We start from the raw sequence: 21,263 nt of genomic DNA, 5'->3' as shown, positions 1-21,263 counted from the left end.
AAAAACTTTTTTTAAGTTTTAGGGACCTTGTCCACGTGGTTTCCATGACAGGGGAAAGCCCATTCTTTCCCGTATCGTCCTGTGCATGAAGGTATCAGTTACAAACATCTTTATGGTTACAAGCTGTTACAGGCTATTATACCTTATGGGAACAAGACCAACAGGGAAAAACCAACTGACAATCCTTACCCCTGCACTCCCACAACTTCCTTCACCCTATCAGAGGACTGGGAAGAGCTTTCCTAAAACGAATTCTTCACCTCTATGTAGTTCTTGAACAGCCAGGAATGACCTTCCGCCAACAGCTTTACACCCTCGGCAAAAACAATCAGACCGATGATAACCAAAAGAATAAAGGCAAAACTGAAACCAAAGAAAATCCAAAGGTCACCATCGGCATACTTCTCCTGAAAACGACGGAGACGCGATGACGACTTGGCAACAAACTCGCTTGTGCTCTCTGTTGCATTCTTCAGCGTCTCACCTGCCTGTCTGGAGACGTGAAGGGCACGCTGGGACGCTTCTGCCAGCTTAGCCCTCATTTCGGCAAGTTTCTCTTTTGAAGGCGAGCTGATGAGGTTTGTTGAGACTGTAGGAAGCATATCGGCCTTCTTTATTTCAACTGGTGTGGCTTCTGCCAAAGGAATAACAGAACGGGCACGTGTGCGCAATGGCCCCGGTGCATCAAACCTGCAGTTCAGCACGTTACCACAGTAAGGGCAACGATATTTCATTGTCCCGTAGTTCTCAGTCTCAGCCACGAAGTCGCGACCGCATTTGTTGCATTTGACAGTATACCTCATGATAGGGAGCAAAATTATAAAAAATAGTTGAAACGAAAGCAGGAAATGCAGAGAAAAAGCCCGATGGCAGTCCTCCTTGTCCTGCGTGCCAGCTGTGCTGTTCCTGCTTACCCATTCCCTTCCCCGTCTCTGCCTTTGCCCACACCACTCTTTTTGTCCTGTTTTTTCCTACCCCTGCTTTTTCATGATGCTTAATTACGTCCCAACTAAGGCTTAATTGACCTCCAATAGGTGCTTAATTGAAGCCTAACTAAGGCTTAATTGAAGTCCAACTAAGCACCTATTGTTTCACAAAGGACATAACCATCTGACTATCCGAAGGTTATAAACGCAAGGAGAAGAACTGTTTTCACTTCCCTTCAAGCAACAAGAATCGCAAAACATGTAAACATTTTTCAACCTTTGTATCGTAACAAAGAGCAAAGAAACAAGAAACAAAAAAGGAGTCAAACCATTACCCCAGTCCCGTCATCATACTTCTACGAAAACATGGGGTAACGGCTTAACTCCCTACAACTCCTTAAATCCGATTAGTTCCTCAATATACTAATTTCTTTCCATTAACGATATACACGCTGCCTTTCTGCAAAGAAAGAGGTGAGACACGTTGTCCCTGAAGATTAAAAACTTCTTGTACAGTCTCAACAGCAGGGGTAAGCGAAACAATACCATCAGTTTCGTCTGCATAGTCAACAGGTTCGATAAACCACTGTGAGGCTTCGGATGTAATTGCCCATGCCACAATCCTTCCGTTGTTATCAGCGTGGATGGCAGGATAGACGGCACGAGCAGGATCCAGACTCTGAAGATAGCTGAGTCCTTCAATCGTTGAAACGACATTATACTTACCTGCGTCCGCTGGATTTGTAGTAACCGACAACGAGGTGAAGGGTGCTGGTGTAGCCATTGCGAACACCTTATTCTTCGCATTCTTCAGCGTCCAGCTGCCCTCGGCGGTACGGCTGAACTGAAACAACAATGCTGGATCAACAGTAGTTTCATTAACTTCTGCAGGTGTAAGAATATTCTTATCAGAAGACAACATCACGTTGGTCTTCAACTTGTTCTTCAGGCGATACCACTTACCATCCTCAATCTTCACACGCTCAACACCATTGAAAAGTACGTCATAGGCAGCAGCCATCTTCTCTTGTGCAGCATAGACAGCAGGCTCACTCGGCATAGCTTCAGCCGATGCAACGGCTGCCTCAGCACCATCGAGAGCTGTTTCTACAGCCGACAAGCCCTCCATTGAGAGCATTCCGACATACTTTCTGTTGGCAGCCTTATAGCTCTGCAGACGCGTGCGGAGTATCTCTGCCGCCTGCTTCACGTATGGAATGCGATCGACAGTGCGGTCGAGTTCATACATTCCGTTGGTCAAATCCTCCAAAGCAATCTGCTTGAACATGATGTTATAACCACCGATACCACCCGGTGCATCCTCCTCATAGATATAACCAATCTTGTCATTGTTGAGCAGTTCCATACCTGTATAGCAAGAACCCACCTTGCTCACCTGCATACCCTTCTGCCAGTCGGCTGCCAATGCCTCTGCTGAAGCGTAGCTGTTATAATCCGGGAGTTCCTTAAAGTAGACGCCCACCTTCTCACGTGACTTAGAAAGTGTGATGCTCTGGAGGGCAACAAAGAGTTTCTTTCCGTCTGATTTGCGACGTGCCGGAACGATGAGAATCTCACCATTTACGGCATTCACGGCATTATTCATAGCTGTAGCATTGGTCTGGAACTCCCATTTACCCTCGCCCTTGGCAATATCGGTGTAAGTAAAGAGACTGTAACCACGTGTGTTAGAACCACGGTTGCGGACACTTATCAACACACTACCGTCAGGCATTTCCTCAACCTTTGACTCGTCAGCACCCGAATTTGGCAACTGCATATCACCACCGAGCAACTTCCATGTAGCACCGAAGTCGTCAGAATAAATCACGAAGGTAGCGTTCTGCTTTGTGTTGTTCGTAGGATAAGCGATATACAAGCGGTTGTAAGCTCCCTGCTTGATATAACGGCTCTGCATAATCTTTCCGCTGGTGAGGAACAGACCGTAAGTCTGTCCACCCACGCTGTTCTTTGTCAGATTATATATCTGATAGGTCAGCGAATCCTTTGACCAAGTCTGTCCGCCATCGGTACTGAGCAATCTAACCACGTGCTGTGGCTCCTCATACTTACTTGCAAAGAAACTTGTATGACCACCCACACACATCACGAGAACATTCTGTGGATTGTTGCGGTCAACGACAATAGAAGGGTCGCCGAAGCTGTAAGTCCACTGCTTAGAACTGTTGTCCTGACTCTGGTCGCCCGCAGCGATGGTAGTAAACTCTGCGTCCCACGTTGCCCCATGGTCGTTGCTGGTCTTCATCACAATGTCATTATGACCGTTACCCATACCAATATCCGAACCCGTGCGACGCAGGTCAACAGCTGCATAGAGCTTACCGTTGCTATCCTGACCCAATGCAGGAATACGATAGCCGAAGCGTGACTTGGTGTTATCAAACACGACAGCCGTCTTATACTTTGCGTTATCGGCAAGCTGCTGTTTCAAAAGCTCAGCCGAAGCTGGTGCAATATTGATAGTGAGGCTCTGGACATGTGCAAAATCAGTCAGCACTTGGAAAGGTACTGACTGGTGGGTCAAGCCTGTCACGGAGAAGGTCTTGGCCGTTGTCGCATCAGCCGTCTCACTCTTGGAAGTAGTGACATCCTTCACCGTTGTATTACCAGAACCGCCCTTGAAAGTGAAGGAATAGCCCGTAATGATATAACCTTTCTCCACAGAGAGCGTATAGTTCTGGCTGTTAACACTGGCAATAACAATCGTCTTTGGGGTTGTCGTACTGCTGAAACCGATGTTGTTCTTACCATCCGCATTCGCCAACGTAACGACAGGATCAGCGTAGTTTGAAATCACATAAGTATTCCACTTCTGCCCCGTTGTCTTCTTGTCATTGCGATAGAACGTAGCATTATCTGGGTCGAGAACACAAGGATTGAGAACGATTGAATAAGCTGGTTCGATAAGAACGGTTGAACCATTATCCTTACCGCCCGTCCAGAAACAAATCTGACCCGTCTGTCCGCTGAGGTTCAGTGCGTAACCATCAGCATTCTTCAGCTGCATATAGACAGGGTCAGTAAAGGGAGAAGTGAGGTTGGTTGAAGCGGAAAACCACCACTTGGAACACTTCTGATTGCCTTCCAACGTCTCCATTGTAGGCTCTGCCGTATTGGTAGCAGGATCAGTTGCCACAAGTGCCTTCGATGTACCGAAAGCCTTGTTGTACACGGTATAACCCTCCGTCTCGTTTCCGACGAAACACCAAAGCTGATTATCGGGCTGCTCAGGCAGCTCACTATCAATACTTCCCGCCATTGCAACTACCTCGCTGATAGTGCCGTCATCGGCTGCCGCAGCTAAGGTAGTGTTCTTAAACTTCAACGTGTACCAGCGTGTGCCCTCTGCAAACTGACCACCAGAGATGGTCGTTGCCACAAAAGGATGAAGGCTGACTGGAGTACCTGCAGCAGGCATTGGTGACGGCATTACAGCCCAAGTCGCACCAACGACGCTGCATAACAATAACAAAAGAAAGAGTCTTGATTTATACATAGAAATATTATTTAACTTAGGAATGAGAGGAATGAAGTCCCCCTTTCACTCCTAATATCACTACTTCGTGCGAATCTTATATCCTGCCATTCCGTAATAAAGGATGAAGAGGAAGCAAGGAACGCTCACCCAGTAAGAGGTCTGGAAAGAGGTTGCATCCTGTACCACACCACGTAACCAAGGCATGACTGCACCACCAGCCATCGCCATGGTCAGCAGTGAAGCACCAGACTTAGTGAACTTACCAAGGTCTGCCATTGCCAAAGGCCACAACGCCGGCCACATCAGTGAGCAGCCTAACGCCATCAGGAAGATGCAATAAACAGAGATAACCGGGTCGGGCACAACGGCTACAGCCACACTACCCACGAGGGCAACGATAGCACAGATACGCATTGCAGCAGCCTGAGAGAGGTAACGTGGGATGAAGATTACACCACCGATGTAACCCACAATCATACCCACAGAAGGAATAAATCCGTAGTTGTCGCCTTCCAAGCCCAATGACTGAGCATAACCCGTTGCTGTTGCAAGCGAAATGGTCTCTACACCGACATAGAGGAAGAGTGCCAGACAGCCCAACAACAAGTGTGGGAACTGCATAATACTTGTCTTACCGTCAGCGTATGAGCTTACAGCAGCCTCGTCACTGCTCTCGCTCTCATCCTCACCTGCAGCCTTCACGTCAGGCAGTGGAGCCATCAACGCGATAACACCCAAGAGCAGGAAGATACCGATGATAATACCGAATGGCATATAAAGGTCGCTGAGCTGTGTCTCGCCAATTCCCTTACCAATCACCAAGGTGATGAAGAGGGTTGTGACAGGCCAAGCCAGCTTATTGCTGATACCCATACAAGAAATACGACGTGCGGCAGATTCCATCGGACCGAGAATAGTCACGTAAGGATTGACGGATGCCTGCAAAACGGCATTGGCTGCACCACTGACGAAGCTCGCAATGAGGAACCATGTCAGAGAATTCTGCTTTGCTGCGAGGATGAACAAACCGAAGGCAGCAGCAAAGATAACAAACGACAAAGCCATTGTACGCTTGTAGCCGATTGCCTTTATACAACGAGTAGCAGGAATACCGAACAACAGGAACGGAACGAAAGTCGCTGCAAGCAACAGACTGGAAGCTGCACCTGAGATATGCATAGACTTCTCTAACACTGGCATCAGGTAAGAGTTGATACCCAAGGCAAAGCCAATAGAGAAGAAGAATAAGCCGATAATGGCTAAGGGAAATAGATAGTTACTTTTCTGTTTCATAATAAAGATATTTTTGTTTTATTGCTTCATAACAAGTCTTTCTTCGTTTTCACTCCCTTTCGGAGTATCCTCTTGAAAGCGTGCTTGCCGTCAGCACAAGTGGCGCATACCATCCGCACATCATGTGCCTGCCGTCAGCACCATTGTTGAGAACGGAAAGTGCCGTGCTTTATTGTCATTATCAGATGAAAGACAAACCTAATTATAGGATATTTTTAGTTAACCAGTGGGATTACTGCTTTGAAATGTAAAGACGCACAAGGCATACATCCGTCAACGTCACCATTCAGACGAATACCTCGTGCGTCCCTACCCTACACTCTAAGCCGCTATGGTCGACCGTGTAGTACATTAGTTTGCTATTACTTTACCACCCTGAATATAGAGCCCTTTGGCAGGAGCTTCAGGGAGTCTACGACCAGAGAGGTCGTAGACTTGTGCGGTTGTTGTCGCTGGGTTTACTACGGCAGAGATTCCGTTTGCGGTATCATCTGCCGCTTCTGAAAAAGGGATGAAGCGCACGGTATTTGAGTATTTCTTACCTTGCTGTATCTCATACTGTGGCAATGGACCCGGACCACAAGACTGATTACCAAGACCACGCTGGACAGCATCGAAGTGGGCTACGGTGCGGTCTGACGTAGGCAACTCCCACTCATGACGTGCAGTGCGCAACTCGGTGTCTGTCCAAGGAGTCAGAGAGAAGGCTACATCGCCCGCTGTCTCAACCTTCACACCGTTGCCCTCATTGTTGGTGAGGGTGAACCAACGCAGACCAATGCGGTTGCCGTTGCTCTGTGGATGTGCGAATGGTTCATACATATCTTTAACTGTAGTCTCGTAGATGCCGAAGTCTGAACCATCGAGGCGGTCAACATAGTTTGCCAATGGACCACGTGCATAGTAGCGAACCTTTGAGAGTTCCTCTGGGAAGTTCAGGCTGAAGCCCAGACGTCTTGCGCCATTACCCTGTGCCTCGTATGAGCTGGTGAGGTCGATAGTACCATTTGCATAGATAGTGTACTTATAAGTAGCCTTGCAGTGGTTACCGTTCTGCGTTACGTTCACCGTAGCCTTCTTGCCATCGCCTGAGAGCTGGAAGGTAGCCGTCTGTGAGGTTACGCCATTGTCGGTTGGACTATTACCATAAGCCTCCATCGGACCATCATTCTCAACCCAGCGGTAGCGGTCGAAACGTGGACCAGCATTTGGCATAAAGAGGTTCTTGCCATCGTATGACCAAAGTGTGATATTACCCTGCTTGTCGAACGTAACCTTCTGCTTGCCGTTGGCATAGGTGTAACCACCGTCAGCATTCTTCGTAGAAGTCAGCTTTTCAGCCTTAGTGTTATCAACCGTAGCGAGGGTTGTTGTGCCGGCTGCCAACTGCTGCTGGAACTGTGCTACCGGGTAATCACGCTCGCACCAGAGCGTTGCATCCTTAGTATAAAGACCGATGTTGAGGAAGAGTTCCTTACCTGCAAAGGCTGCAGTATTATACTTCAAGTCAACAGTCTGTGTAGCACCAGCAGCGCAGTTGAGCTTCTTGAACGTACCGTCCTGTACTGGCTTACCGTCAGCAAGGAGAGTCCACTTGAGATAGAACTGACCGAGGTTGCGGTCGAGATATTTGTTGGTCAGTTTCACCTGACGGCTGTCTTTGTTCAAATCAAAGGCTACCCACTGGTAAACACGCTTCACCTCATCGAGTTCAGCACTCCAAGCACGGTCAGCATTGACCAAACCATTGTTGACGAAGTTGTGCTGATGAGGACCCGGGCGGTCGAAACCAGTGATGTAAACAGGAAAACCATTCTGTGTCAGCTGATTGTTCTTGATAGCATCGTATGAGTAGATACTCTGGTCAACAAAGTCCCAGATACAACCACCGACGCCCATTGCTGAGCCTTCCATAGCCTCCCAGTACTCACGCAGGTTGCCCACAGCGTTACCCATAGCGTGCGCATACTCACACATGAAGTAAGGCTTATTAGTGTTCGGACGGTTCACATCAGATATTACAGGACCCGTTGTACCACTGCGCCAGTCGTGCATAGCAGGGTACATGACAGAGTGAATATCAGTGCCTTCAGCCTTATCACGGGTTGATCCCTCATAATGGATGTAGCGGTTGTCGAGGTTGCGAACAGCATTGTAAGCAGCCATGATGTTCAAACCAGAACCACTCTCGTTACCAAGACTCCAGAACACAACACTTGGGTGGTTGCGGTCACGAAGCGTATTGCGCACGTTGCGGTCAACGATAGCACCTGTCCAGTCGGTGTTGTTGATAATCGTCTTTGAGCCTTCCCAGTTTCTGTGAAGTTCCATGTCAGCCTCATCAACCACGAAGAGACCGAAGTGATCGAACATTGCCATCATCTTTGCTTGGCGTGGATAGTGGCTGGTACGGATAGTATTCATGTTCGCCTGCTTCATCATTGTGATGTCATGCAGCATGAGGTCAGTGCCGAATGTGCGACCATGTAATGGGTCAGTATCCTGTGTATTAGCACCCTTGAGATAGGTACGACGACCGTTCACCTCAAGATAACCCTTGCCAAGGTCAATCTTTCTGAAGCCATACTTTGTAGAGAAAGCCTCCTCTTCCTTGCCGTCCTGTGACTGGCTGAAGGTGAAGGTGTAGAGTGTCGGAGTCTCTGCTGACCAAAGTTTTACGCCAGAGAGAGTACCGAAATCAACGGTCTGTGTCTTCAAGCTGTCGCCAGATGCAAAGACAAAGTCAGACTTCAGCTTCTTTACTTCCTTGCCCGATGGGTCGAAGAGCGTAACGGTCACGGTCTTCTTTGCAGCTGTCTTATCACGGTTGCAGACGGTAAGTTCTACTGAAGTAGCTGCGCTACCTGTAGCAACGGTGGTAGCACCCGGGGTGACAGTAGACTTGATATAATGGTCTGCCAAGTAAGTCTTTGGCGTAGCCACGAGGTAAACATCACGATGAATACCACTCATGTGCCACATATCCTGACCCTCAAGATAAGAGCCATCCGTCCAACGGATTACCTGTACGGCAACGTTGTTCTTGCCTGTGCGTACATATTTTGTTATATCAAACTCACTGACGTTGTTTGCTCCTTCGGTATAACCCACCTCATTGCCATTCACATAAACGTAAGCAGCAGAGTAGATACCATCAAAATGGAGGAAGACACGCTTATTCTCCCAGCCTGCAGGCAGAGTGAAATCACGACGATAAGAGCCCACAGAATTCTTCAATCCTTGCTTCATGCGAACATAAGGCTGCTGATCCTCAAATGGATAGTCAACATTCACGTACATTGGCTCACCATAGCCGTTCATCTCCAAACAAGAAGGAACATTGATGTCATTCCACGCTGAACCGTCAGTGCTGACACCATCGCCCCAGAAGTCATCCTTGCCCAGCAGTACAGGCTTAGCACCCTCGCTCCAACGCAACTTCCATGTACCATTGAGGCTAAGGTAGTTTGCACCTGTTGGCTCCAACCAAGGCTTGTCATAACGCTGAGCATCAGCCTTCATCGCTCTTGTCGACGGGTAAGGCATATAAGTAGCGTGACCCCTCTCCTTATTGCGCTCATATACCTTTGCATTCTCCCAATCAGGACCCGCAGCAACAACGACTGCAGGGACTTCCTTGAACTGTAGCGTAGCAGCTGATGCTTCACTGTTCTCATAACCACAGTAATATCCGTTGACAGAAGAGATTGAACCAAATGTTACATAATAAGTCTGACCATTCCTTGCAGACACTGCACTCAACTTATAACCACTGCCTTTCTTAGTGATATAAATCTGTTGATTAGGATTGGTGATGCTCTGCGTCCACATACAAGGGTAGCCAGAGACTTTCTGTGCATCGTTGAGCGCCATGTCGAAAGCCAACTCGCCGTCTCCATTTACCAACTGATAGCAGTCCTGCTTACCCCTCACAGCGACGAGTTTCCACTTCTGCGCATCATTGCCTTCTGCGTAAGTTAGGAACGCAAGCCCGGTGTCTCTTAACCATGAATACTTGTAGGGAGTAAGGACATTCTTGGTGTCTTGCCCTACTGAAATTAAATAGGTCTTACCGTGTTCAGGCTTCGCACCCCATGTGCCAGCCCTCAGCACGGATGGTGCTAAGGCCAGTAACAATGCGAGAAGACCATAGTTTCTGATTGTTTTCATATAAATGAAAGATAATAGATGTTTTTAGATGAACCCACACCTCAGCCAAGACCGAAGTGTGGGTAAAAAGTATAATGTAATTAGTTGATTACTTTTGTTGTGCTTGTTGAGCCGTTGCTGTACTTCATCTGCTTGATGTAAACGCTACGGCTCTGTGATTCTGCAGCCTTTGTACCGTCAAGGCTGTAATAACATACGGAAGCAACGCTGCTGTCCTGTGCACCCTGCAAAGCTACGATGGCATTTGCCTCTTTAGAAACAAGGACATATTCGCCACCTTTCACTGTCGGGAAGCTGATTTCATCATCGCTGATGCGCTTCACCTTAACAGTCTTTCCGTCAGCAGTTGTCACCTTATAGTTCTTTGCTATACCAGCATACTTCACAACACAGGTTGTTCCAACGTTAGATACAATCTGTACCTTAGTAGCCTTGGCATTTGCCCATTCAATGTCAACGGTGAAGTTGCCCACAGCCTTCAAGCCCTTTACAGAGCCCTTCTGCCAGAATGTTGTTGGCAAGGCAGGGAGGATAACGAGCTTGTCGTTATGACTCTGCAGCAACATCTCTGCTACACCTGCTGTATAACCGAAGTTACCATCAATCTGATAAGGGGCATGAGCATCCCAGAGATTCTCATAGATACCACCTGCTGCCTCATTTGTTCCAGTGTCCCAAGTCTGCTGCAAAGCACGCTTGATGAGGTTATGACAATGCAGACCCTCGTAAGCACGTGCATTGAGATTAATCTTATGACCGAGTGACCAACCTGTTCCGTGACCGTCGCCACGGGCAATCAGGGAGGCACGTGCAGCCTCGAAGACATTGTTATCAACATCCTCGCTGATCTGTGTACAAGGATAAAGACCCATGAGATGAGAGATGTGGCGGTGTGCCTTATACTCGTTTACACCAATCTTACTTGGATTATTAAACTGTGAAGTGTACTTCCACTCACGGAGATAAGTCTTGCCATCGGCTGGATTTACCTCTGTATGACAACCATTATCGAGCTTTTCAAAATAGCTTGCAAGCTCATCACGGAATGCCTTTGACACCACGTCATTACCGAGAATCCCGATAGCCTTACGGGTATTATTGAACAAGTCCCAAACCAACTGCTGGCTGTGTGCGGTAGCGTTCTCTGTTGGTCCGTGCTCTGGCGACCACTCATTAGGACACTCGTAGGTGCCGTCAGCAGCCTTTACCAACTTCTTAAACCAATAGTCAACAGCCGACTTCATTGCCGGGAATGCCTTTGTGCGTAGGAATTCCTTGTCCATTGTGTAGGTGTAGTGCTGCCACAAGTGCTGGCAATACCACGCATTAGCAACGGTATAGGTATTGGCAAAGGTAGTACCAGAGCCATAGATGTTATTCTCTGTTGGCAAGGTCCAACCTGTATTCACGTGCCCCATGTCCTGTGCAAAGCGACGCCATGTAGGCTTCACACACGCCTCACGATAGATATAATCGAGGAATGGGCGGTGGAGTTCAGAGAGGTTGGTTGGCTCAGCAGGCCAGTAGTTCATCTGCACGTTGATGTTCGCATGGATATCAGAGTGCCATGCAGGTGTATTGTTGTCGTTCCAAATACCCTGCAAGTTAGCTGGGAGCGATACGCCACGGCTTGAACTGATGAGCAGGTAACGACCATAATTGAAGTAGAGTTCCTCCAAGAAGAGGTTGTCATGCTGGTTGTTACGATAGTTGCTGATGAGCTGTGGCGTTGGAATATTGTTCTTGATGTCACCGAGGGTGAGCTGACAACGCTCGAAGAGTGACTTGTAATCGGTCTTATGTGCTGCAAACAAAACATCATAACCCTTGCCCTGTGCGCCATCAACAGTTGCTGCTGCACGACCTGCAAGGAGGTTAGCTCCAGAGACATACTCTGGTGCATCCGGGTCGAAGTCGGTCAAGCCACGAAGGTAAACAGTCATGCTGTTAGCATCATTCACCTCAATCATGCCCTTTGCATTCTTAGTAACCGTACCGCCATCTGTCACGATGCGCGCTGCACAGTAATAGCTCTCTGGTGTCGTTGCACCATAATCATTCTGACGGGCAACCTGACCATCGAAGGTAATTGTTGCCTGATTGTTATTGTCTACGGTATAACTTACGTCACGTCCGTTCTGGTTTCTCAACGTAAGCGTTGTATTGATCTTACCACCCTGTGAGGCTGTGTAACGGATTACCACACAGCTGTCAGGATTGCTTGCGAAGTAAGTACGATTGTACTCTACCCCATCCATCGTATATTTCACACCTGCTACGGCATCGTTGATATCAAGGTAACGAACATAGTCTGTCACCTTTGACAAACCACGGCTACGGATATAAAGATTACCAAAGTTAAGATAATAACCGTAAGCAGCTGTGCTGGTCAGACCACCGAGCTTACCGCTCCAAAGGGTCTTGTCGTTAAACTGTACGTCGTCAATGGCAACATCGCCCATCAAAGTTGCACCAAACTGGCCGTTACCGATTGGCAGACAAGAGGTCATCCAGTTAGTTGCAGGCTTTGTGTACCAAAGCGTATATTTGTTGGCTGGACTGAAAGTAGCAATGCCTTCAACAGGTACGAGCTCATCAGCAGGTACGAAGCGCACTACATTTCCACCATCGCCTAAATCCCAGAAGCTGATATATTTGCCTTCACCAGCTCCTTGGTACATATTGAAGAAGTTACGTCCATAGGTTGACTTACCAATCTCAAAGCCACCCAATGCGTTCTTTGATTCAACCATCGTAAAGAGCGTATCCTTAGAACTGCGCTCCTTTGATGCGTTGAGGTATGAGTCATTGATATAAAGTATCTTTCCGCTCTTGCTTACAAAAGCGTATTTTCCGTTGCTCTCTGACACACGCCAAAACATATCATCAAGATTACCAGTATGCAATGATGCCGTCTGACAGGTAGCCTTCTCGTCCTTGGCACTCAAGAGCCAGTTACCTGTCTGGAACTGAATGTAATAATAAACAGGATTTGCAGCCGTTGAGGTGACCGGCATATAATATGGGAACACCATATCATCCTTGGTAACAAACGACAGGACATTATTAATATCACCCTTATCCCACAAACCGACAAGCTGCCCTACCTTTATCTCACCTACCTGATTCATCGCATAACTGCCTGTTGAGTCAGGCGCAATCTCAAACGCACCAGATCCAAAGCTGTTGTTACTGCTGTGGAAGATATGGAAGGTATTGGTACCTGCTGCCGTGGCACCTGTCATAAAGCGCGAGCTGTTAGGATCAGTACCATTGACATAAAGCGTACGACCGCTCCTGCTTACCAGCTGGTATTTCCGATCGGCATCCGAACCCTTAGCTGCTACTACTTTCCATAACTGACGGTCACTGCTCATGACCTGCGGAGAAGCTGTACGGCAATTTTGCTTGTTGCCTTTGTCCTCCAGCACATTACCGGAACGGAGATACTTAACATAGTACCAATGCTCATCCTGACTGGTACTGACACGGGGAAAACCCTGCGCGAAAACAGGACTGGCGCTTAGAAACATCGTCATGAAAGCTGCACAGATGCATTTACAGATACTCATGGGTGGGGTATAAATATAATTTAAAAAGAAATTAGAAAATAAGATAAAGAGAAAAAGGTGGTGCAAGTCCTATACCTAATACAGCCTTAGACTAAATGATTGCTGTCGAACATGTAGTGTGTCTGTGGTTCTGTAACATGTACAATCTGCTTGTTTTCAGCGTCGAAACTTGTTACGAGCCAAGCCTTAATATTTGAAGTTGGCATCCATTTCTACAACTTAGTCTGCAATCAAAGGGACGTTATCTATTGACAAAAACATACTTCTTACCCAAATACTGATAGCCAGAGATATTTACGAAAACATCACCATCCTTTGCACACATCTTAATAACTGCAGAAAGTCGGCATCGTGATTGAAAAGAGCGTAATCTTTGAAGTGCGCACTTAGTCCTATATCAACTGCAAGACTCTCACCTCCATTGACAAACATAATCCAAGTCTCACCATCCACAGTGCTACTTCTTTTCCTTATACATTTCCTGACAGGTCTTCCATCCGAAATGCTTGTAGAGCTGGTTGAGGCGGCTTTCACGCTCCTTGAAAGAATCAAAGTCTTTCTTGGCATTCTCGGTCCAGCCTGTCTCTGCCATGGCTGCAACACGTGGAAGGAGCTGGAAGAAAGCAAGGTCACGACCGATAACATACTCTGTCCAGAGGTTTGCCTGTACACCCTTGACATGCTTCTTCAGTTCAGGCGCAGCATCGTCTGGCACCGGGTTGTAGCTGTAAGTTTTCTCAACAGGGAGCATATTACCGATGAGAATCATGCTGTTGTCTGGCTTCTGATAGAAATCCAGGTAATAATAAGTGGTAGGAGTCATGATGGCATCCAATCCACGCTTGGCAGCTTCAGCACCGCCGGCAACACCACGCCAGCTCATTACAGTCGTTCCCTTGTCCACATCACCCTCGAGAATCTCGTCCCAACCGATGATATTGCGACCCTTTTCAGCCAAGTGCTTGGCAGCCTGGTTCATGAAGTGAGCCTGCAGCTGCGCCTCTGCGGGGAAGCCGTTAGAGCTCTTCAGGCCAAGACGTTTGATTTCAGCCTGACAGCGTGGACAGTTCTTCCAGCGAACACGTGGGGCCTCGTCACCACCGAGGTGGATATACTTTGATGGGAAGATTTCAATAATTTCGTCAAGAACATTGTTCACGAACTCGTAGGTCTTAGGATTACCAGCACAGAGAATGTCAGGGAACACGCCCCATGTCTCCGCTACTTTGTAAGGACCACCAGTACAGCCGAGCTCCGGATAAGCTGCCAATGCGCCGAGCATGTGACCAGGCATGTCAATCTCAGGGATTACGGTAATATATCGGTCAGCTGCATACTTCACCACTTCACGCATCTCATCCTTCGTGTAATAGCCACCGTAAGGAGTTTCATCGTAGAGGTTTGTCATACGGCCGATAACTGTCTGCGCACGCTTTGAGCCTATCTCTGTGAGCTTTGGATAGCGGTCAATCTGTGGACGCCAGCCCTGATCTTCAGTGAGATGCCAGTGGAATGTGTTGACATTATGGAGTGCCAGCATGTCGATAAACTCCTTGATGAAGCTCATCTTGAAATAGTGACGGGCACAGTCGAGCATCGTACCACGATAGCCGAAGCGTGGATAATCCACAATGCGGGCCGCAGGGAAGGTTACGCTTTCAGCCTTCTCCAATGGCAAAGACTTGCGCAGTGTCTGGATTCCATAGAACACGCCACGCGGGGTCTTACCCTCAACCGTGATATTCTTAGCCTTCACGGTGATGACATAGCCCTCTTCATTCTCCAACTTTGTATTGAGTTTCAACGTAATCGTTGCCCCTTTCTTGCTCATTCCACCGGGCACAATACCTGTTGCCTCCTGGATATATTGCTTCAGGAACTCCGCATTACGCAGCATAGCCTCGTCCGTGCCTGCTACGTTGATAACGGTGCTGCCATCCAACACGAAGGCTGCGCCCTTCTCTGCAGTAATACTTTGTGGTAAAGGAACTACTTGGTAATTCGCGTCTGTGGCGTGGAGTGAGATGGTCGCCATCATCATTGCCACTGATAGTAAGATTTTCTTCATTCTGATTATTATGAATGTTTTGTATTTAGGTTTTTAATACAGATTTGCACAATCGGCGGCAAAGATACAAAAAACCAATTCATTTACAAAGAAAAAGCATATAGAAAAATTTATAAATGCTTCACTATGTCTCCCTATCCTGACCAAGTCTGCTATATCCGTCTCTGCAATAAGGCGGCGCAAGAGGATTAATGCGGTTAAAACAAAAGAAGTGTATGCTTGTCGCATTGGTCATCACCCTGTCTTTCTCTCTAAGAAAAAATATCGTTCTTCTACGATTGGATTTCCGAAATATATTTACTAAAATGTTTATCAGCATTCCTTAAAACACGAACCAAAAGCCTTTCACCCTTACGTCTATAACTAACAGCAGTTCAATATGTTATAAACCCGCACAAGAAAAGGTGCTTAATCCGACTTCCATCAAGCCTTAGTCAGGCTTCAATTAACGCCCTATTGAACGTCAGTTTGGGCTTAATTCGAGTGCTGGAAAGCATAGAATGAAAATACTGGGAGAGAAAAACAGGACAAAACAAATCTTCCTTCCAGCTCCTCTCTCCTACGGAACAACATGAAAAAGGGGCACATCACAGCATGATGTACCCCTTGATTCAGACCGAAAGGTCAATTTTGCATCTGCCTTATCAGACTGGCTGACAAAACATCTTACCGTTTTACTTCTTCATGATGTCCTCCTTCTTGCGGATAGGGTCATCATACTGCACCTGCAGCTGGAGGAGCTGCTTCTTCAACTCCTTCGTGAGCTTCTCCGTACCGGGCTTGCCATAGATATTGTTCATTTGCTCAGGGTCTGTCTTCAGGTCGTAAAGTTCCCAAGAATCAATATCATTATAGAAGTGCATCAGTGAATAACGCTTTGTACGGATACCATAGTGACGGCATACAGAGTGCTCGGCAGGATACTCGTAGTAGTGATAATAGAGCGACTGACGCCAGCCGGACGGCTTCCTGCCCTGCAGCAGCGGCAGGAAAGAACGTCCCTGAATGTCAGACGGGACCTTTGCGCCCGCAGCCTCGAGGAAGGTTGGCGCATAGTCGATGTTCTGTACCATCTCGCTGACAACACCGTGCTTGCCACCCGGGAGGTAAACCAGCAGCGGTGTACGGAACGACTCCTCGTACATGAAACGCTTATCGAACCATCCGTGCTCACCCATGTAGAATCCTTGGTCAGAGGTATAGACAATCATTGTATTCTCAAGGAGTCCGTGCTCACGCAGGTACTCAATGACACGTCCGACATTGCGGTCAACGGAATGAATCACACGCATATAGTCGTGCATATAACGCTGATACTTCCATTCAGCGAGAGCCTTACCCGAGAGTTTGTCCTTCTTGAACTTCTTGATAATAGGGTCGTAATAGCTATCCCATTGCGCTCGCTGTGAAGGTGTCATGCGCTGGTAATTGCCACGTCCCCACTGCTCAAGCCCTGTACTGGTGTGAATTTCGTTCTCCTTATCAGCCATCTTGTTGTCATAGATGAGGTCCATATCCATCATGATGCTCATCTTCTGCTTCTGTGCAGCAAGACGACCGGAGTAATCATCATAGAAAGTCGTTGGCAACGGATAGGTTACGTCGTCATAAAGACGCAGGTCACAGGTATCAGGATTCCACACACGGTGCGGAGCCTTGTTGTGCATCAGCAGGCAGAACGGCTTGTCCTTGTCGCGCTTATTCTCCATCCAGTCAATCGCCATGTCAGCAATGATGTTCGTCACATAGCCCGGACGGCGCACCTTCTTACCGTTGCTGAGGAAGTCAGGGTTGTAATAATCGCCCTGTCCGATGAGAATATCCCAGTAGTTAAAGCCTGTCGGCAGCGAGGTAAGATGCCATTTACCGATCATTGCCGTCTGATAGCCCTGCTGCTGCAACAGCTTCGGGAACGTCTGCTGCCCCCCGTCGAAGGTCTTTGAGTTATCCGTGAAGCCGTTGGCATGGCTGTGCTTGCCTGTAAGCATACAGGCACGTGAGGGTCCACTGAGCGAATTGGCAACGAAGCTCTCCTGGAACTTCACACCATTGTCTGCCAGCCAGTCAATGTTCGGCGTATTGATAAAGCGTTTGTCGTAAGCACTGATAGTCTGGTACGAATGGTCATCGCTCATGATAAAAACGATGTTCATCGGTTTCTTCTGTGCCTGGGCAGGAATGACTGCACCCATTGCCAGGGCACCTGTCAAGCCGTATAAAACTTTTGTTTGCATATATTATAAATTAGGTTTTCTAAATTGATTATCCCTTCCCGGGCTCTGTACCCACTAAACAGCAGCTGTACAACAGCAGATGCGATTACATTCCGCCCAAGATAACATTTGCAGATTCAGGGATAATTTCAGCGACTTAGGTTTACAAGTGCAAATATAACACTTTTTTCAAACCGCACAAAATGAAACTAAAGAAATATATTTTACCTTCTTGTGGTACTGCCTTTTATGTGGTTCTTCCGTTAAACCCATATCGATCATTAGAACCTAAACAGATCTTGCTTTATTGTCGAACAGATTGTATCTATAAAGGCTTATACACCTGTATCGTATGACTATCCAAAAACAGATGGTCTTACAAAGGGGAACAAGTTGCAAGGTGTAATGCAGGAAAGACAAATCGATATTTTGTCTATCTATCAACAAGTTTTCCGTCTTCTGTAACTTATCCCCATATTAACCAACGTTTGTAAACTATTTTCATGCGGTTCAAAACCAATACATGGTCTTTTGGCTTTGAAAAGACGCCCAATTGGCTTGCAATAGATGCCCTTTTGAGGTCTAACTGACGCCCTTTTGAAGTCCAATTAAGCACCTTTTCCTGCACCACCTTATAACTAATTGATTTACTGTTGGTTGCAGACTTGCTTTTTATGCGTGTTTTTGCCTTTATCTGTAGATGTTTTACCCGAAATTATGTCATTATTTTTCAATGCCTTATCCGCAAATTTTCGAAGCGTTAACATGAAAAGGTTTTCCGTGTCGGAGGTTGAAAATAAAACAGACAGCCAAGGCTGTCTTGACTATGTTTTTGCTTAATGAATGACCTCGGTTCTTTCGTTAAAGCTATACGAAAAGTATCCACGCATTTAACGGAATTTGAGCCTGTAAGGATTTTGTTTTATTTCAAGCAGATTACCTGCCTTTGTAACGAAGGCGTAAGACTGCAATCAACGCTGTCAACAATAGTAATCAATAATTCAAAATTGTGAACTGTGACGTGTTGATGAGAACCGGCTCGAATAATTATCAGGATTTCACACGGAGGCACGAAGGGCACTGGGACTTATCAAACACCGGAACTTGTAGACCACAGAGACACCGTCAGTGCATGGAGTGAAGGAGCATATCCGCAAAGTATATGGATAAACTATGCCGACTGTAAGGGGGAACTTCTCCTTTACCCATTGCACTTACAGTGCTTCCGTGCCTGACGGTTTCTACCATTCAAAGACCTCCGTTCACTCCATTTCTCTATGTGCTGAACTTTGACGGTTTACTTTTCTATGGGGTGTTAGCCTTCTCCGACATCCGCAACCTTTAGAGGTCTCTGCGTGTCTGTAGCATCTGCTTATCTATGCACTCTGTGAGAGATAATTCTTCAAAGTTCTAAACTCAAAAGGCAAACCTTACTACTCCAACTTGCTGAAGACCCAAAAATATGTCAGAAATCAATACGATTAACAGGAATAATGGGCTTCGTGGTCAAATGACTGACGGGGGTAATCAACAGCTCAGAGGGAGACATCAGTCCTCATCCTCCTCAAACCAATTGCGAAAGATACCGTAGCCCACAGGAATAAATATCAAGGCAACTATGAAGTGATAAAGAAAATAAATGAGAAAGATGATAAGGGAATACACACCCAAACAAGACGAATCACTCACCATCAACCACAACAGCGCTAAGACTACGCCCATTATCAAGAAAGACCCAAGGACTGTAAATGCCAATGGTTTCCATCGATGTTCACTGAATATCCAGGCATTAAGACTAAGAAGAAACAAAATAAAAGAGCAGAAAACTTCTATAAGGAAAACCAAAGAGAAATCCCTAACTTCACCTAAAATCAAAATGCCAATAAAGACTCCAACCATCACCTTCATAGCACCCAATATGATATTGAGCTGCACGAACTTTTTAAACGGCTCATTCCAACTTATACTTCCAATTCTCATAAACAATCTTTGTGTAAAGAATTTATTTTTATAACTACGCAAATATAGACATTAATTATCAGACTTCGTACAAAAGACGTCATCTTTTTCTTGCTTTAAGCAAACAAAGATTTATTCTCAGTTTACTGCTTTGGAGCCATCCTTGTAAGGGATGATTCTTTCTCCATCCAACGTCGTGTCAGCTGCGCCTTCCGCAGTGGGAGAGTCCGTTGCCAAGGAATCAATGCCTGGTTGCACCTGTTCTTTTTCTTCAATGGCAGGACTCTTCATTGTCGATGTGCTGTACATATCCAAATGAAGGAAGAAAGCATATATTGAAATATTGAGAATGAAAATAACAACAAAGGCTATTTCAAGGAACATGAATACTCTCCTGTAGCGTTTGGGAACATCTGCCCTGCGCATTCTACGCCTTGTCTTCACATACAGAATAATGCCGATTGTCATCATCAGCAAGGCTACACAATAAAAGATCACCTCCCTTGTCGACTTTGGTGCAATCACGGAAAGGAATGACTTTTCGTTCAGGAGGGAAAGTTCCTTGTTGAGTTCAGCAACATGCAGAGGATCGGCAAGGATAAAGTAGTCATCTCCCAGACTGACGATTGCATAACCCTCCGAGAAGTCCTCGACAAACTCATACTTATATGGAACAAGCAGATTACCGCTCTTATCAATGACACCCCACTTCTCACCCTGTCCGACAAAAGCGAGACCTTCCGAGAATCTTCTCAAAGCATCATACTTGCATGGAATGACCAGCTGTCCTCGCTTATCAATATAACCGCACTTTGTTCCTTTCTGAACTCCTGCAAGACCTTCATAAAAAGACATAGCCCAATCATACTGACAAGGGATTGCCTGCTTTCCCTGTCTGTCAATATAGCCATATTTATCCTCCGACTGCATGTCTTTCTTAACAACAAGAGCAAGACCTTCAGAGAAAGGATAGCAAACGTCTTTATCACAGGATATGAGCGCCCTGCCCTTTCTGTCCACGTACTTATGACCCGATGCAACCGTTTCTTTTACGCCCGCAAATCCATCGGAAAAGTCGGATGCAGTCCAATACTTGCACGGTATAACCAGTTTGCCGACCTTATCTACATAACCAAACTTTTGTCCTTTCTGCACTACTGCAAGACCATCAACAAAAGGATAAGCGAAATCATACTCACACGGAACAACCCTGCGTCCAGTCTTGTCAATATATCCCCATTTACCATTCTGCTTTACAGCGGCAAGACCTTCAACAAAACGAAAAGCTACATCATACTCGCATGGAATGACCTTGTGCCCAGCCTTGTCGATATATCCCCATTTCCTGTCTTGCTTTACAGCGGCAAGACCTTCTGAAAAGCAATAGGCACTGTCATAGGACAGAGGAATAATCATACTACCCTTATCGTTGACAAAACCATACTTCTCGCCATCCCCCACAGCGGCAAGACCTTCGGAGAAAGGCTCAGCAGTGGCATACTCACACGGAATGACCAGCTTGCCTTTTGTATTGACATAACCGAATAATTCGTGCTCTCCAAC

General features: G+C 46.7%; 8 protein-coding genes (1 of these 8 only partly in view). All 8 read right to left on the bottom strand.

All coding sequences use genetic code 11. The features are described 5' to 3' along the window. Positions 1 to 242: 242 nt before the first annotated feature. Entirely contained in the window at positions 243 to 803 is a 561-nt protein-coding gene (locus tag ADJ77_RS12840) for a hypothetical protein (protein WP_025078112.1), read from the bottom strand. Positions 804 to 1,341: 538 nt separating this feature from the next. After that, positions 1,342 to 4,443, bottom strand: a complete 3,102-nt coding sequence (locus tag ADJ77_RS12835; protein WP_082224178.1) for a sialidase family protein — start codon at positions 4,441 to 4,443, stop codon at positions 1,342 to 1,344. Positions 4,444 to 4,503: 60 nt separating this feature from the next. Then, entirely contained in the window at positions 4,504 to 5,718 is a 1,215-nt protein-coding gene (locus ADJ77_RS12830) for an MFS transporter (RefSeq protein WP_050696504.1), read from the bottom strand. A 351-nt stretch (positions 5,719 to 6,069) separates the two neighbouring features. After that, complete coding sequence (locus ADJ77_RS12825; protein ID WP_244148567.1) at positions 6,070 to 9,888, bottom strand: glycoside hydrolase family 2 TIM barrel-domain containing protein; 3,819 nt, start codon at positions 9,886 to 9,888, stop codon at positions 6,070 to 6,072. An 80-nt stretch (positions 9,889 to 9,968) separates the two neighbouring features. Then, the gene (locus tag ADJ77_RS12820; RefSeq protein WP_050696503.1) at positions 9,969 to 13,460 is read right to left on the bottom strand and encodes a glycoside hydrolase family 95 protein; all 3,492 of its coding nucleotides are present in this window, start codon (positions 13,458 to 13,460) and stop codon (positions 9,969 to 9,971) included. A gap of 457 nt (positions 13,461 to 13,917) precedes the next feature. Next, positions 13,918 to 15,528 (bottom strand): beta-N-acetylhexosaminidase, encoded by a 1,611-nt coding sequence (locus ADJ77_RS12815; protein WP_050696502.1) that lies wholly within the window; start codon positions 15,526 to 15,528, stop codon positions 13,918 to 13,920. Between the two features lie 674 nt (positions 15,529 to 16,202). Beyond that, on the bottom strand, positions 16,203 to 17,762 hold the full coding sequence (locus tag ADJ77_RS12810; RefSeq protein ID WP_025078115.1) for a sulfatase family protein: 1,560 nt from the start codon (positions 17,760 to 17,762) through the stop codon (positions 16,203 to 16,205). 2,076 nt (positions 17,763 to 19,838) lie between these two features. Continuing rightward, positions 19,839 to 21,263, bottom strand: partial view of a WG repeat-containing protein gene (locus ADJ77_RS12800; protein ID WP_167336717.1) — the 3' portion only. Its footprint extends 144 nt past the window's final position; the window shows 1,425 of its 1,569 coding nt (coding positions 145–1,569); its start codon lies beyond the right edge, outside the window; its stop codon occupies positions 19,839 to 19,841.

The sequence above is a fragment of the Prevotella fusca JCM 17724 genome, from assembly GCF_001262015.1.
GTDB classification, from domain to species: Bacteria; Bacteroidota; Bacteroidia; order Bacteroidales; family Bacteroidaceae; genus Prevotella; species Prevotella fusca.
Note: the sequence above shows the minus strand (reverse complement) of the source record. Positions and strands in the feature narration are given on the sequence as shown.

Bases quoted from the DNA above. Each gene is read 5' to 3' on its own strand.
- ADJ77_RS12815 (WP_050696502.1), bottom strand. From the start codon at position 15,528: ATGAAGAAAATCTTACTATCAGTGGCAATGATGATGGCGACCATCTCA.
- ADJ77_RS12820 (WP_050696503.1), bottom strand. From the start codon at position 13,460: ATGAGTATCTGTAAATGCATCTGTGCAGCTTTCATGACGATGTTTCTA.
- ADJ77_RS12840 (WP_025078112.1), bottom strand. From the start codon at position 803: ATGAGGTATACTGTCAAATGCAACAAATGCGGTCGCGACTTCGTGGCT.
- ADJ77_RS12810 (WP_025078115.1), bottom strand. From the start codon at position 17,762: ATGCAAACAAAAGTTTTATACGGCTTGACAGGTGCCCTGGCAATGGGT.
- ADJ77_RS12835 (WP_082224178.1), bottom strand. From the start codon at position 4,443: ATGTATAAATCAAGACTCTTTCTTTTGTTATTGTTATGCAGCGTCGTT.
- ADJ77_RS12830 (WP_050696504.1), bottom strand. From the start codon at position 5,718: ATGAAACAGAAAAGTAACTATCTATTTCCCTTAGCCATTATCGGCTTA.
- ADJ77_RS12825 (WP_244148567.1), bottom strand. From the start codon at position 9,888: ATGAAAACAATCAGAAACTATGGTCTTCTCGCATTGTTACTGGCCTTA.